The sequence below is a fragment of the Synechococcus sp. MEDNS5 genome (assembly GCF_014279875.1).
Taxonomy (GTDB): domain Bacteria; phylum Cyanobacteriota; class Cyanobacteriia; order PCC-6307; family Cyanobiaceae; genus Synechococcus_C.
Map to the genome: position 1 here is coordinate 553,028 of NZ_CP047952.1, position 14,275 is coordinate 567,302.

Annotated in this window: 12 protein-coding genes and 1 rRNA gene; 5 read left to right on the top strand and 8 right to left on the bottom strand. The window is 60.1% G+C overall.

Going from position 1 to position 14,275, the window contains the following annotated elements:
• The first annotated feature begins 71 nt into the window (after positions 1–71).
• Positions 72–188 (top strand): 5S ribosomal RNA (gene rrf / locus SynMEDNS5_RS02685).
• A 79-nt stretch (positions 189–267) separates the two neighbouring features.
• Here rrf and mtnC read toward each other — a convergent pair.
• Genes mtnC through SynMEDNS5_RS02705 form a run of 4 tightly spaced genes read right to left on the bottom strand, consistent with a single transcriptional unit; the run spans position 268 to position 2,680 of the window.
• Positions 268–996, bottom strand: coding sequence for an acireductone synthase (mtnC, locus tag SynMEDNS5_RS02690; RefSeq protein ID WP_186584171.1), 729 nt, complete (start codon positions 994–996; stop codon positions 268–270).
• Positions 993–1,610, bottom strand: coding sequence for a methylthioribulose 1-phosphate dehydratase (mtnB, locus tag SynMEDNS5_RS02695; protein WP_186584172.1), 618 nt, complete (start codon positions 1,608–1,610; stop codon positions 993–995). Before mtnB ends, mtnC begins: the two co-directional genes overlap by 4 nt.
• 3 nt (positions 1,611–1,613) lie before the next feature.
• On the bottom strand, positions 1,614–2,465 hold the full coding sequence (locus tag SynMEDNS5_RS02700) for a DNA-formamidopyrimidine glycosylase (RefSeq protein WP_186584173.1): 852 nt from the start codon (positions 2,463–2,465) through the stop codon (positions 1,614–1,616).
• Between the two features lie 5 nt (positions 2,466–2,470).
• Positions 2,471–2,680 (bottom strand): photosystem I reaction center subunit IV, encoded by a 210-nt coding sequence (locus SynMEDNS5_RS02705; RefSeq protein WP_011932452.1) that lies wholly within the window; start codon positions 2,678–2,680, stop codon positions 2,471–2,473.
• 169 nt (positions 2,681–2,849) lie between these two features.
• Between SynMEDNS5_RS02705 and SynMEDNS5_RS02710 the strand changes: the two genes are divergently transcribed.
• Together SynMEDNS5_RS02710 and SynMEDNS5_RS02715 are read left to right on the top strand one after the other, a co-directional pair.
• The gene (locus tag SynMEDNS5_RS02710; protein WP_186584174.1) at positions 2,850–3,857 is read left to right on the top strand and encodes a hypothetical protein; all 1,008 of its coding nucleotides are present in this window, start codon (positions 2,850–2,852) and stop codon (positions 3,855–3,857) included.
• Between the two features lie 42 nt (positions 3,858–3,899).
• Entirely contained in the window at positions 3,900–5,387 is a 1,488-nt protein-coding gene (locus SynMEDNS5_RS02715; RefSeq protein WP_186584175.1) for an ATP-dependent DNA helicase RecQ, read from the top strand.
• 8 nt (positions 5,388–5,395) lie between these two features.
• Here SynMEDNS5_RS02715 and SynMEDNS5_RS02720 read toward each other — a convergent pair whose 3' ends face one another.
• Positions 5,396–6,373: a LysM peptidoglycan-binding domain-containing protein gene (locus SynMEDNS5_RS02720; protein ID WP_186584176.1), complete on the bottom strand. Its 978-nt coding sequence runs from the start codon at positions 6,371–6,373 to the stop codon at positions 5,396–5,398.
• Positions 6,374–6,451: 78 nt separating this feature from the next.
• Positions 6,452–7,852, bottom strand: a complete 1,401-nt coding sequence (locus SynMEDNS5_RS02725; RefSeq protein WP_370593563.1) for an aldehyde dehydrogenase family protein — start codon at positions 7,850–7,852, stop codon at positions 6,452–6,454.
• A 111-nt stretch (positions 7,853–7,963) separates the two neighbouring features.
• On the opposite strand from SynMEDNS5_RS02725, the gene SynMEDNS5_RS02730 reads away from it, so the two are divergent.
• Positions 7,964–9,634 carry an alpha-amylase family protein gene (locus SynMEDNS5_RS02730; RefSeq protein WP_186584178.1) on the top strand — a complete coding sequence of 557 codons (1,671 nt, stop codon included), beginning with the start codon at positions 7,964–7,966 and terminating at the stop codon, positions 9,632–9,634.
• Positions 9,635–9,654: 20 nt separating this feature from the next.
• On the opposite strand, the gene SynMEDNS5_RS02735 is transcribed toward SynMEDNS5_RS02730, so the two are convergent.
• Both SynMEDNS5_RS02735 and SynMEDNS5_RS02740 read right to left on the bottom strand, forming a co-directional pair.
• Positions 9,655–11,232 carry a glycerol-3-phosphate dehydrogenase/oxidase gene (locus SynMEDNS5_RS02735; protein ID WP_186584179.1) on the bottom strand — a complete coding sequence of 526 codons (1,578 nt, stop codon included), beginning with the start codon at positions 11,230–11,232 and terminating at the stop codon, positions 9,655–9,657.
• The gene (locus SynMEDNS5_RS02740) at positions 11,225–12,730 is read right to left on the bottom strand and encodes a glycerol kinase GlpK (RefSeq protein WP_186584180.1); all 1,506 of its coding nucleotides are present in this window, start codon (positions 12,728–12,730) and stop codon (positions 11,225–11,227) included. The genes SynMEDNS5_RS02735 and SynMEDNS5_RS02740 overlap by 8 nt, the downstream gene beginning before the upstream one ends.
• Before the next feature lie 52 nt (positions 12,731–12,782).
• Between SynMEDNS5_RS02740 and SynMEDNS5_RS02745 the strand changes: the two genes are divergently transcribed.
• A complete protein-coding gene (locus SynMEDNS5_RS02745; protein WP_186584181.1) occupies positions 12,783–14,231 on the top strand; it encodes a glycoside hydrolase family 13 protein in 1,449 nt (482 codons plus the stop codon).
• Positions 14,232–14,275: the final 44 nt, after the last annotated feature.

Consider the following 14,275-nt stretch of genomic DNA (forward strand, 5'->3'; position numbering starts at 1 on the left):
TTATGTGAAGCGAGAGCTTTGTGTAATGACCTATGCAGTTCTCAGGGTTCAATCCTTGGGAATGAAACTATCCTGGTGTCCATGGCGCTGTGGAACCACTCCGATCCATCTCGAACTCGGTTGTGAAACGCAGCAGCGGCGACGATATTTGGGGGGTAGCCCCCTGAGAAAATAGCTCGATGCCAGGTAAAACATTCCAAACGAAGAAAGCCACCCATGCGGGTGGCTTTTTTTGTGGCTTCTTTCGGCACAAGGATCAGAGAAAGATCAGAGATTGATTTCGCTCAGATTGTGGATCACTCTGTGCACCCCGCCGTCGCGGAATGGATTGCCTACGCGGAGGCAGAATCGGGTCTCCATTCCTGAAGCCAATGCTGCGTCGCATTCTCCAGGATGATCACTGACAAAAAGAATTGATGCTGGCCTAATTTCAATGGTTTGGCTGATTGCTCTGTAGCTATCCGCATTGAGCTTTGGGCCTGTTCGGGTGTCGAACCATTGGCTGAACTGATCAGTGATGTCTCCACCGGTTGTATAGGAATACAGTAATTGTTGTGCTTTAACGCTTCCTGATGAGTAAACAGCAAGCATTATCTCTTGCTGTTTCCATGCATTGAGTGTTGGGATCACATCAGCGTATAAAGGGGATTGCAGTTCGCCTGAGGTATAGCCTTGCTCCCAAATGATTCCCTGCAGCTCTTTTAAGGCTGTCGATTTTCGATCGCATTGAATGAGATGGTCGAGGTACTGAGAAATTTCCTCGGGGGTTGGTGTGTTCTGATCGGTTGCCTGAAGCAAGAGTGCTTGGCTTGTGGGATCGGTGTCTTGCTTCCATTCGCTGATGGCTTCTTGCATCGCAGCCGACACACCGGGTTTGCGGTTTGGTGTGCAGATCGTCTGTGAAAGTTGCCGTCGGGCAAAGGGAAACAGCGTCTGCGATACGAAGGTGACAGGGCATGTCGTCCCTTCGATATCAAGAACAATGGCCTTAATCACAGAGTCTTGTTGAGTAGTGTTTGTCTCCACGAAATTTCGAGTAGGAATTCAATGATTTCAGTATGCCGTTGGGCCTGAAAAAGATCATCACCCCATGCATACATGCCATGTCCTGCGACCAGTAGGCCTGAGGGTGCATCCTCTATATATTGGCTTGCTTGTTCGCTAAGGCGTTTTAAGTTCTGATCGTTCTCGATTATTGGCAGCTCAACTGATGTGTCATGGGTGCTGATGCCAGCCAGCCCTTTGAGCATTTCCCAGCCTTCCAGTTTCAGGTGACCTGATGCCTGATGCAATCTGGAAAGAAGCGTTCCATTGCATGAATGGGTGTGCAGAACTGCCCCTGCTGAGCATTGTTTGATGATTTGCAGATGCATCAATGTTTCTGCACTGGCTCTCCCTTCGCCATGGACAACCTCTCCGTGGTCATTGACTTCAATCAGATCGGTTGCTTCTACGGATCCCTTGTCCACACCGCTGGGTGCCATTAAGAGTCTCAACGGATCCTGCTCACAGACAACACTGAAATTGCCGCCGGTGCCGTCACACCACCCACGGTTGTGCAAGTTGTGAATGGTTTTGATTAATTGCTGTTTGTGATCGTCCTTTCGCATGGTTTAACTCTGGCAGACAGAGCACCAATGGGTGCTGCGTCCCCCCAGCCGTTTGCGTTCGATTGGTTTGCCACAGACCAGGCATGGCTGACCTGTTCGTCGATAGACCGATGCTTGGCCTCCATAGTTGCCATTCACCCCCTCGAGGTCCCGAAAATCGCTGAAGGTGGTGCCTCCGGCTCCAATGCTGATCTCGAGAACGTGCACAAGGCTCGTGCATAGCCGCTCGAGTTCAGAGAGGTTGAGTTCACCAGCCTTGCGCTGCGGAGAGATACCTGATGCAAAGAGGCTTTCGTCGGCATAGATATTGCCTGCCCCAGCAACGATGGCTTGATCCAGAAGGGCGGCCTTGATCGAACGGGTCGATCCTTTCAGTTTTTGTTGCAGGTACGCTGCATTGAAGCTATCGCTGAAGGGTTCCGGTCCAAGTCGTTGCAGGCCCGTGATAACAGAGTCGACGGGAACATTTTGGGGCACAAACCACATCTCTCCGAAGCTGCGCATGTCCACAAAGCGCAGTTCATGGCCCTGGCGATTCCAGAGGCGAACACGCGTATGACGGCAGGGATCCGATTGTGTTGGATGCCATTGGAACTGGCCTGTCATGCGTAGATGAACGCCCCAAACGCCATTGTCGGTTCCTGTCACCGGCTCGTGCAGTTGCGCCATGAGGTATTTACCTCGACGGCTCCACTCACCTACTTTCTGCCCTTGTAATCCAAGGCGCAAAGCTTGGGGACCTCCCGGACTCGCGACTGCCCGATCACGGAGGACTTCAACGTCGTGAATGACAAACGACTGAAGACGGCTCGCCAGGCCCCGGCGAACCGTCTCTACTTCCGGAAGTTCCGGCAACGGACTCAGGCCGGTTCGAGTTCCGACTCGGCAAAGTTGTTCGTGTTGATGCCGCCCTCGGAACCTGAGATGCCGTTGTAGTTCACCTGCTCAAATCGCACTACCACCGGATAGCGGATGCCAGAAGTGTCGATGGAGGCCACCTTGCCGACTTCGTTGTACCAGTAGGACTCAGGGCGCTTGATGCGCACCATGTCACCGCGGGAGATCGCCATCGCTGCGCTGAAACTGGGATGCAAGAGGAGCGTATCTCGCGGCTGGCACCCCGGGAACTGAGCGTCACACAATGTCGTCCCACGGTTAGGCCTGTTGTGTCGGATGCCGTGGCAGCATCCAACCTCTGCTGTGATCCGGTTCGTGTTGCCCTCGTCCCCTGAATCTCCAATGTTGGAGCTCGATCTGCCCGATCCGGAGCAGGACGACATCAGCACCATGGAGTTTCTGGCCAGGCTGGAGGAGGCATGGACGATCTGTGACAAGTTCGACCTTCAGACCGAGATCTGGCGTGGGCGGATTCTCAAGGCTGTCCGTGATCGCGAGAAGCGCGGAGGTGAGGGGCGTGGTGCCGGTTTTCTGCAGTGGCTTAGAGAGCAAGAGATCAGCAAGACACGGGCTTACGGCCTGATCCAACTGGCGGAATCGGCCGAACAGATGCTTGGAGACGGCGTTTTAGAGCCAACAAGCGTCAATCAGTTTTCGAAGAGAGCCTTCATGGAGACCTCTCTGGCTGAACCGGAGGTGCAGCTGATGATCTCGGAGGCAGCCAATGAAGGACAGGAGATCACCCGGAAGCAGGTGCGACGGTTGGCTGATGAGTTCACTGCAGCGACGAGCCCCCTGCTGCCAGAGGAGATCCGTGAAAGGACCCAGCAGAACCTTCTTCCTCCGAAGGCTGTGGCGCCTCTGGTGAGGGAACTCTCCAAACTTCCCGAGCCCCAGCAAGAGGATCTGCGCAAGGTGCTTCGCGACGAGCCAGAGCTTGATCGCATCAAAGATGTCACCCATACGGCGCGATGGATCACCAAGGCCACTGAATCGGGAGAGGCCGTGCGTGCTTTTCAACAGGGTGAACTGGATCTTGAGAAGGCCATGCAGGAGGCCCAGAGGCTTGATGCGCTTGGACTCCTTGCGGATGCCGTCGGTCAGGCCCATGCCCTGGAATCCGCCGTGCTCAAGCTGCATACCTCTTGGCGGCGACTCGGTGGTCTTCAGGAGCGACTCTGGGTGGAGAGCGGAAGCAGCACGCCCTATTTGAGGGATGTGCTCTCAGCTCTGCAGAGTCTCAGTGGAGCCACCATGCGCGTGTCCCTGGGGGAACTGGCTGGTGGAAAGCGAGTTCGCCTGCAACTGGTCGAGGAATCACCAGATCAACTGGACCCACCTGTTCTCTAGATCTGGCGCTCGTTATGGTGGGCACACCACCTGTGGTGTGTCGTGGATTTGCTTCAGACGACGCTGCAGCGTTATTACGGATGGTCATCCTTCCGATCGGGCCAGCGTCCTGTCGTGGAGAGCCTTCTTGCCGGCAAGGATTGCCTGGCGGTGCTCCCAACCGGCGGTGGTAAGTCTCTCTGCTATCAACTGCCGGCCCTTGTGCGCGCAGGCTTGGTGGTGGTGATCTCTCCGCTAGTGGCCCTGATGGAGGATCAAGTGCTTCAACTTCGCCGCCGAGGGATTGAGGCGGCCTGTTTGCATGGCGGAATTGAGCCCGGGCAGCGTCGCCGCATCCTCGAGCAGATCGATGCAGGAACCCTCAGACTTCTTTACCTGGCTCCGGAGCGGCTACAGGGGGAAGCGACCCGCTCTCTGCTGCAGGAACAGGCGGCGTCTGGTCAGCTGGTTGCGCTGGCTGTGGATGAAGCCCATTGCATCAGCGCCTGGGGGCATGACTTCCGTCCGGATTACCGACGCCTCGGGCAGCTGAGGGATCTCTGCCCAGGCGTGCCGATGGTGGCGCTCAGCGCCACAGCAGCCCCTCGCGTTCGCGCCGACATCCTTCGCTTGTTGCATCTTCGCCGGCCGCTGATTCAGGTGGGATCAGCTCGTCGACGCAATCTGCACTACGCCATGCGCAGGCGTGTGAAAGATCCTCTCCAGGAGGTGGTTGCGGCTATCCAAAAAGCCAGGGGCGCTTCCCTGATCTACGCCCGGACGCGTCGCTCCGTGGAGCACTGGACCGAGAGGCTGCGCTCAACCGGTATCGAGGCCATCGCTTACCACGCTGGTCTTGAACCGGACGTGCGACTGCGGGCTCTTGAGCATTTTCTGGGCAGCAACGATCCTGTGCTTGTGGCCACGGTCGCCTTCGGCATGGGAGTGGATCGCGCTGATGTGGGGTTGGTCCTTCACCTCGATCTACCGAGCACCCCGGAGGGGTATCTCCAGGAATCGGGTCGCGCCGGTCGTGATGGATTGCCAGCCAACTGCTTGGTTCTCTTCTCCCCTGCTGATCGCACGAGCCTCGGCTGGGCGATGCAAGCCACCCTGCGCCGGTCGCAGGCTCAAGACTCTGCAGATGAAGCCCATCGGGTTGCACTGGCCCAGCGACAGTTGCGCCGCATGGAGGCTGTGGCTGAGGGGGAGGGATGCCGCGAGCAAGCACTGCTGCTCTCGGTTGGTGAGTTGGTGCCTCCGTGCGGTCGCTGCGATCGCTGCCAGATGGAGTGTCGCCGGGAAAACTGGTCGGATGAAGCGCAGATCCTGTTGGAAAAGCTCGCTGAGGAACGCGGAACGGATGCCAGACGTTTGAGTGATGCCTTGAATAGTGAAGAGGGGCAATCAGCCCACTGGGGTTGGCTCGCCCGACGTCTGGTTCAGGAAGAGCTGATTCAGGAGAGTGATGATGGAAGCCAGCGCCTCTACATCAGGGAAAGCGGACGACGCTTCATGCATCGTCCATGGCCGCTTCACTACGCAGCCTGATCCTTAGATCAGCCCTTCGAGGACTTGCAGCGGTCTTTCAAGAGGTCGCGTTCGAAGGCTGACTGGGGTGCGATCCACGTCTTCCAGCTGCCATTGGCGCCCGTTACGTTGATCTTTCCAGCAGAGCAGTTCACCGCCACATAAAGGGACTGTCCATCGCTGTTCAACGTGGGTGCGACCTCGCTGCCTCCCATTAACTGCCAGTTTCCCCAGTCCACCTGAAGGGGGCCGTAGGTCTTCCACTCCGCTTTGTTCGGTTGGATGGCAGGTTCTGTTTTTGTTGTGTTGGCCTTCGCAGTGATGACCGGCTTGGCCTTGGCTGTTGGTTGGGGCTGAGGCCTTGGTTGCGCTTTCGTCTCAGGAACTGCTGCCGTATGGGGTTGAGTTTCACTGGCTCGAAGCATCAGCTTGGTGCCCACGGTCACCTGGTTGGGATCAGCAATGGAATTGACGCTCACCAAGGAAGCCACAGGGATTTCGTAGGCCTTGGCGATCTGCGTCAGGGTCTGGCCGCGGGCCACGGTGTGGCTTGTGGCATTGGGATTAGCCTTCACCGGTACAGGTTTGAGCTTGGGTTTGGCAGCTGTTTTCGGTTTCGGTAGTACTGCGTTGCTGGGAAGTTTCAGTGTCTGGCCTTGTTCCACATGATCGGCACTGGCGAGGCCGTTTAGTGCCATTAGCTGGCGCTCACTCACGCGGTACTGAAGCGCGATCGCACCAAGCGTGTCTCCGGATCGCACCGTATGCCGGCCTTTTCCAGCTGTGACGCCTGCGGCTGCACCGCTTGGAAGACGCAGGGTCTGACCCGCTTCCACGTGGTTGGAGTCGCGAAGTCCGTTCACACGCATCAAGCTGCCGACGGACACCCCGTAGCGAGCAGCGATATCGGAGAGGGTGTCACCAGCTCTCACCGTCACGTTCGCTGCGCCCGATGGAAGGGGTGACAGGGCGATGAGGGCGAGGAGTGCTAACAGGGTGCGGCGCATACATCTCCGACTGCTGGGCGAACCATAAGGTGCCTTCCGCGGGACGCCAGCCCTGCTTCATCGGCTCGTCAGGGAAAATCAGCTCAAAAGGCGACGGAATGTTTCTGGCTTCAGTATGTAGGGGGGATATCGCTGCGGTAAATCGAGCCAGAACGGCCGTTTCAGCACCGATCGTTCATGCGAAAACGTGCGGAATCCGGCCTCGCCGTGATGGGATCCCATGCCACTGGCCCCTACGCCTCCGAAGGCCAGGCCTGGAACCCCAGCCTGGAGGATGACATCGTTAAAACAGACGGTTCCAGAGCTCGTGGAGCGCAGCAGGCGTTGTTGCTCGCCCTGATCACCTCCGAACAGGTAAATGGCGAGAGGTTTGTTCTGACCTTGCATGCGGGTGATGGCATGGTTGACATCAGGAATTTCAATCATCGGCAAAAGAGGACCGAAGAGTTCATCGGCCATCAGCGGGTCGGTGTCGTCATCGATGCTGATCAGCGTTGGAGCAATCCTGCGGCGGGTTTCATCGCATTCCCCTCCAAGTAGGACGCGTCCTTCGGCCTGTGCAGTTTTGAGCAAGCCCGCCAAGCGTCCGTAGTGACGCTCTGAAATCAGTGACGCCAAGTGCTCTGATTCCAGTGGATTCGCGCCATAGAGCGCCCGCCGCTGATCGGCCATGGCCTGAAGAAGTGGGTCTCTCAGGCTTTGTTCCACCAGGAGGTGATCGGGAGCCACACAGGCTTGTCCGGCATTGAATCCCTTCCCCCAGATCAGTCGCCGTGCTGTGACCTCCAGATCGGCTCCTTGGATCACCACCGCAGGGTTCTTGCCCCCCAGTTCCAGGGTCACGGGCGTGAGATTGGCCGCCGCTCCTTCAAGCACTTTGGCGCCAATCCGCCCCCCTCCGGTGAAAAAGATGTGGTCAAACCGGAGCCTGACCAGATCCGCTGCCACCCGGGCATCCCCGTTCACGACCCGGACCACATCGCTTGGAAAGTGGAGAGGCACCAGTTGTTCAATCAGTTCTGCGGTTGCCTGTGCCTGCTCGGACGGCTTGATCACGGCTGTATTCCCTGCGGCCAATGCGCTGACCAAAGGCCAGAACGTGAGACTGAAGGGCAGATTCCAGGGGCCGATCAGAAGCACGCAGCCAAGCGGTTCGCGGATCAGCTGGGCGCGTCCGGGCTGTTGCACGAGCGGGACCCGGACCGATTGAGGGCGCATCCATCGGCGCAGGTTCCGCCGGGCCAGCTTCAATTCCTGCAGCAGGGACACCACCTCGGCCATCCCCTCGAGGGGAGGTTTGGCCAGATCTTGATGGAGCGCCTCTAACACCTCCTGCTCGTGGTCGCAGACCAGGGCATGGAGGCGATCCAGCTGAAGCCGTCTCCAGGCTTCCGTGCGGGTTGTCCCTTCCACCACAGGGGCGCGTAACTCTTCAAGATCCCTTGCTGAGAAGGGATTGGTCCCGGCGAACTGAACCATCACGCTTCCCTGCGACCGTTGCATGTTTGCAGGTCTTCCCTTGCATCCATTGCGAAGGGGATGACGGAAGCCTCTGTCGTCATTACTACGGAGTGAGAAAGCATCAGCCGGATGCCGAAGCAGCAGCCGTGGTGGAACGGCGCAGTGATCTATCAACTGATCGTGCGCAGCTATGCCGATGGCAACGGCGATGGCGTGGGAGATCTGCAGGGGCTGGCGAATCGGTTGCCCTATCTGCGCTGGCTTGGGGTGGAAGCAATCTGGCTCACTCCGGTTTATCCATCTCCTCTCCAGGACGGTGGGTATGACATCACTGATTTCAAGGCGATCCATCCAGATCTGGGTGATCTGGCGGCCTTTCATCGTTTTCTCACTGCAGCCCATGGGCATGGGTTGAAGGTGGTGATGGATCTGGTGCTGAATCACACCAGCACGCTTCACCCCTGGTTTCAGAGGGCTCGCTGGGCCGCGCAGGGAACGCCTGAACGGGAGGTGTACGTCTGGAGCGACGACCCTCATCGCTACGCAGATGCACCCGTGCTGTTCCGCCATTTCGAATCCTCTAACTGGGAATGGGATGAGGTGGCAGGGCAGTACTACCTCCACCGTTTCCTGCGTCATCAGCCCGACCTCAACTACGCCAATCCCCTGGTGCAGGACGAGATGCTCGAGGTGGTGGACTTCTGGATTGAGCGCGGTGTTGATGGTTTCCGCTTGGATGCGGTGCCCTTTCTGTGTGAAGAGGAGAATTCACGCTGTGAGGGCTTGCCGGAAACGCATGCCTTTCTGAAGCGGTTGCGTGAGCGGGTGGATTCCCATGGCCGCGATGTTCTGCTGCTGGCTGAGGCGATCCAACCCGTGCAGGAGGCTGCGCCTTACCTCGCGGACGATGAACTGCATGGTGCGTTCAATTTCGTTCTCACGGCCCATTTATTCGCAGCCATTGCCAGCGGGTCCACAGAGCATCTGCGTCAGTGTCTTCAGGATGCCCAGGACGCCGTGTGTGGCTGCCGCTGGGCCTTACCCCTGCGCAACCACGACGAGCTCTGGCTTGGAGATGGTCATCTGATTCCCGAGGAGGTGATCCAGATCATTCGTGCCGGGCTTCATCAGGGCCAGGGCCACTGGCTCAACTGGGGGATCAATCGCCGCCTCGCGCCTTTGCTCAACGGAGACCCCGGTTCGAACCGTGTGTTGCACGGACTGCTCTACAGCCTGCCGGGGATGCCCTGCCTCTATTACGGCGATGAGCTCGGGATGGGGGACTGGCCCGGCTTGAGAGACAGGGATCCCAACCGCACGCCCATGGCCTGGACACCAGCCCGGAATGGAGGTTTCTCGTCGGCCCCTGACCCCCTGCTCGTGTTGCCACCGATCACAGCGCCTGGGTACGACTACCGGGTGGTGAATGTGGAGGTGCAGAAACAACTCCCTGGTTCACTGCTCAACTGGCACCGGCGCATGCTCACCTGCCGTCGGTTGTTGCCGGCGTTGCGCCATGGCGATTTCGAGCTGCTCCCCAGCGCTCATCCCAGCGTGATCAGCTACGTGCGCTGTGATGGAAGGATGACGGTGCTTGTTGCGGCCAATCTCTCTGCGGCAGGATCTTCCTTACAACTCGATCTCAGCCGCTGGGAGGGAGAGCGGACCCGTGAGGTGATGTGGGGGTGTGAGTATCCCGCTGCCTCCGCAGATTGGTTTGTGTATCTGCCGGCCCACGGCTTCAACTGGTGGTTGCTGGGCGAGGTTGAAGAGCAGAACGACGCGTTGCAAGAAAGCTGAAGGGCGCGAGGGGCCCGCGCTCAGCGGGACAGATCCAGGCGGCCCTCAGCATCAGCACTGCTGTGGCCAGCCTGAGCCAGGAGTTCGCTCACCTCCGGGCGCAGTCGCTCGGCATCCTGCTGGTCCACCATGGCCAGGCGTGTGCGGCGGCAGAGCACATCAGTGACCCCTCGCGCATGCTCATGGGTGATCGCATGCCGCAGCTCGCCGCGGCAGACAGGAATCACATCACTGAGCGGTTGTCGGTCGTCGTCCGACCAGCTCGAGACCCACTGTTGTGCTGCAAGCCCATGGTTGCCCAGGAGATGGGCGATCTGCTGCGGGCGCTGAGGCGTGTCCGGCAACAGTGATTCAAGAGAGGTTGCCTGGCTCTGGAGCAGAGCAGGCGTTTGCAGGGGATCTGGGGCGCTGCCGATCAAAGGCAACATTCCAGGCGCTTTGAGGGTGTGCCCGAGCTGCTGCTCTACCGCTTGGAGGGTGTCGATGGCCATGGGCCGGCAAGTGGTCCACTTGCCTCCCATCACACTCACCAGTCCACAGGCCAGGGTTTCCACCTCGTGTTCGCGCACAACCCGGCTGCTGTTCACATCGGCACCTGCCGGCTTCAGTAGAGGGCGTCCCCCGGCCCAGCAGCTGCCCACGTCGATGTTGTTGAGGGCAGGAAACCAGTGCTGCACGTAATCCAGCAAGTAACTCACTTCGCCTTCTGATGGAGAGGAGGCCTGCTCCTGGGGGCAGGGGGTGTCGGTGGTGCCCACCAGGGTTCGCCCGAAGAACGGAAGCATGAACAGCACCCGCCCGTCATCGGTGGACGGCAGCAGCAGGCCAATTCCCTCCGGGCAAAGGGTTTGCTTGAGCACGAGGTGAATGCCCCGGCTGGTGAGCATCCTCTCCTCGCAGGAGGGATCCGCCATCCTCCGGATCGTGTCGGAGTGGATCCCAGTGGCATTCACCACAACCCTTGCCTGCCAATGCTCTGTCTGACCGCCCTCGCTTTCGCTGATCGCTCCGCAGAGCCTGCCGCGGCTGTCGGTTTCCAGGGCCACGACCCGCGTGCGGGTGCGCACGACCGCGCCTGCTTGTTCCGCGGTGAGTGCCATCAGGAGGTTGAGGCGCGCGTCATCAAACTGCCCATCGCTGTAGGCCACACCCCGGGTGATGTCGTCTCGAAGGGCGGGAAGGGCGTGGCGTAGCTGTTGGCTTGAAAGCAGGCGACTGCTGCCAATGCCTGAGCGGCCTGAGAGTGCGTCGTATAGGCCCAGCCCGAGGCGGTAGTAGGCCTGGCCAATCACTCCGCCTGTGGGCAGGGCCAGTTCGAGGCGTTTGGCCAGAAACGGAGCTTGCTGGAGCCAGTGTCCCCGCTCCAGCAAGGCTTCCCTGACCAACCGCAGCTGCGCCGTGTCGGCGGTTTTGAACGCAAGCTCGAGGTAACGAACCCCGCCGTGCAGCAGCTTGGTGCTGCGGCAACTGGTGCCTCCTCCCAGGTCATGGCTCTCCAGCAAGGCCACACGCAGGCCGCGGCGCACGCCCTCGTAGGCAACGCAGGCACCGCTGGCGCCTCCGCCGATTACCAGTAGATCGAAGCACGTGTCATTCATGCCAGTGGAGGCTCCGTGAAACGGCGTCATCCCACCGTCGCAACCAAGTCTGTCGCTGATCAAGATCAAGGCGAGGCATGAACAGTTGGGTGTTCTGCTGACGCTGGGGAAGAAGGACCTGAAGGTCGGGAACGACGTCGCACTGAAGGCCTGCGAGCAAGGCGACGCCCCTTGCGGTGCTTTCCAGCTGTGAGGGGCGTCGCACCTGCAGCCCTGTGCTGTCGGCCTGGGCCTGGAGAAGGGGATCCGAGGCGGCTGCACCGCCATCGACGGCCAGTTCTCCCAGCCCATGGCCGATGGCGTCCTCGGCCAGTCGAACCAACCCCGCCACGGAGAGGGCGATTCCCTCGAGCGCGGCACGGGCGATGTGCCCCCGTCGGCTGTCGCGGGTGAGCCCAATCAGCAGCCCGCGTGCCTGGGGATCCCAATGGGGTGTGCCCCAGCCTGTGAAGGCCGGTACGAGCATCACCCCCGCGGCGTTTTCAACACTGAGGGCGAGACGGTTCACCTCATCAGCTGTGGAAATGATCTCCAAACCATCGCGGAGCCACTGCACGACGGTGCCGGCATTGAAAAGGCTGCCCTCCAGGCAGTAGGTGGGAGTGCCCTGGTCATCGGTCCAGCCGAGGGTGCTCAGCAGCCCCGCGTCACTGCGCTTGATCTCGGTCCCGGTGTTGATCACCAGGAAGGCACCGGTTCCATAGGTGCATTTGGCTTCTCCTGGTTCCAGGCAGAGTTGTCCGAGGGTTGCAGCCTGCTGGTCGCCAAGGAGTGCACAGATCGGCACTCCGGCGAAGGGGCAGTCGCTGGCGATCGCTCCGAAGTCACCGCGGCAGGGCACCAGATCGGGTAGGGCGCTGGTGGGGAGTCCAATGTGATCACAAAACGCCGGCACCCATTGGCGCTGTTCCAGATCCATGAGCAGGGTGCGACTGGCATTGCTCATGTCGGAGCAGTGGCTCTTTGATCCGCTCAGGTGCCACAGCAGCCAGCTCTCCACCGTCCCGAAGCAGAGGTCTCCCTGGGCTGCCGCGCTGGAGGCGGCGTCGTGGTGCTGGAGCAGCCAGTGGATCTTGCTGGCGCTGAAATAGGGGTCGAGCATCAGGCCAGTGCGGGTCCTCCAGTCCCGTTCCATACCGGCCTTTTTCCAGGCTGCGCAGACATCGGCTGTGCGGCCGTCCTGCCAGACCAGGGCTGGTCCGCAGGGAGAGCCATCGCTGCGGCGCCAAAGGACGGTGGTCTCGCGCTGATTGGTGATGCCGCAGGCCACCACCGCCTGGCGTTGCTCTGCGCTGATCGTCTGCTCCAGACGCGCCATGGCCTGGCGCTGACTGGCCCAGATCTCCATGGGCGCCTGTTCGACCCAGCCATCAGCGGGGTAGTGAATGTTCAGGGGCGCAGAGGCGCTGGCCACCGCCTGCCCCTGCGCATCAAAAAGAACGGCGCGTGAACTGCTGGTGCCTTGATCCAGTGCCAGCAGGAGGGGTGGATTATCCATGGCACTCCTGTTTCTCAAGTGCTAGCGGTGGTGATGCTCGGCTGCAAAGACCATGCTTCGGGATGTCTCAACGGCGAGCACACCCGCTTGGGTGTCTGGAGCCGTGGTGTATCAGATTTTTCCCGATCGATTCCGGCGCAGCGGAAGGGTGAAGGCGCAATCCAGCCTCGCCTTGCAGCCCTGGGGAAGCGATCCCCAGTTGCAGGGATTTCATGGCGGCGATCTTTATGGGGTGATCGAGGGGCTGGATCACCTGCAGAGCATGGGCGTGACCTGTCTGTATCTCACCCCTGTGTTCAGCTCAGCGGCCAATCACCGCTATCACGCCTACGACTATTTCCAGGTGGATCCCCTTCTGGGGGGGGATGCGGCTTTGGATGCCCTGATCGAAGCGCTGCATGGCCGGGGCATGCGCCTCATCCTCGATGGCGTGTTCAATCACTGCGGCCGCGGCTTCTGGGCTTTTCACCATCTGCTGGAGAACGGTCCTTTGTCCCCTTACCGGGACTGGTTCACGGTGCATCGGTGGCCCTTGATCCCCTATCCCCATAAGGGGCAGTCCTGCGGCTACAGCTGCTGGTGGAACGATCCAGCGCTACCCAAGTTCAATCACGCCAATCCAGCGGTTCATGACCACCTGCTGTCGGCGGCACGGCATTGGCTTGAACGCGGTATCGATGGCTGGCGCCTGGATGTGCCGGATGAGGTTCCCCATGGGTTCTGGGTCGATTTCCGCCGCATGGTGAAGGACGTCAATCCGGACGCATGGATTGTTGGAGAGATCTGGGGAGACGCCCGTCCCTGGTTGCAAGGCGATCAGTTTGATGGCGTGATGAATTACCGCCTGGGCTGGAGCAGCCTGTGCTGGGCTGCGGCCGGAGAGCTGCAGGTTGGATTTGAGAACCCTCTTTACCCCCTGCGTCCACTGGCGACGGAGGAGCTGCTGGCGATTTGGCGCCAGACTTCGGATTGGTATGAGCCGCAGGTGAATGCCAGTCAGCTCAACCTGCTCGACAGTCATGACGTGCCCAGGGCCGCCCATACCCTGTGTGGTGATCGGGCGGCGTTGTTGCTGGCCCTGTTGCTGCTGGTGCTGCAACCCGGTGCGCCATGCCTCTACTACGGCACCGAGGCGGGGTTGGCCGGTGGGCCGGAACCGGCCTGCCGGGAGGGCTTTCCCTGGACGGCTCCCTATTTGGAGGACCTGCGGGGGCCGATCCGAGAGCTGTTGGCTTTGCGCTCGCGACTCCCGAATCGGGCCATGTCCTGGCGTTGGCAGGCGCGGGGGACGGATGTTCTGATCGGTGGGGCGGATGGGGTTGTCGTGCTCGTCAATCGAAGCCGCAAGACGGGATGTTCGCTTGAAGGTTTGGAGCTGCAGGCGGGGGCCGTGTCTAACCCCTGGTTGATTCTCGGGCGCTACGACTCGACAGTGAAATGGCTTGACTGTCAATCTGCGCTGGTCTGGCACCAGCTGGGTCAGTCGAGCAGGATGCACTGATTGTCCAGGATCAGCCAGCCCCATGGGCGGTTGGACGATCGCGA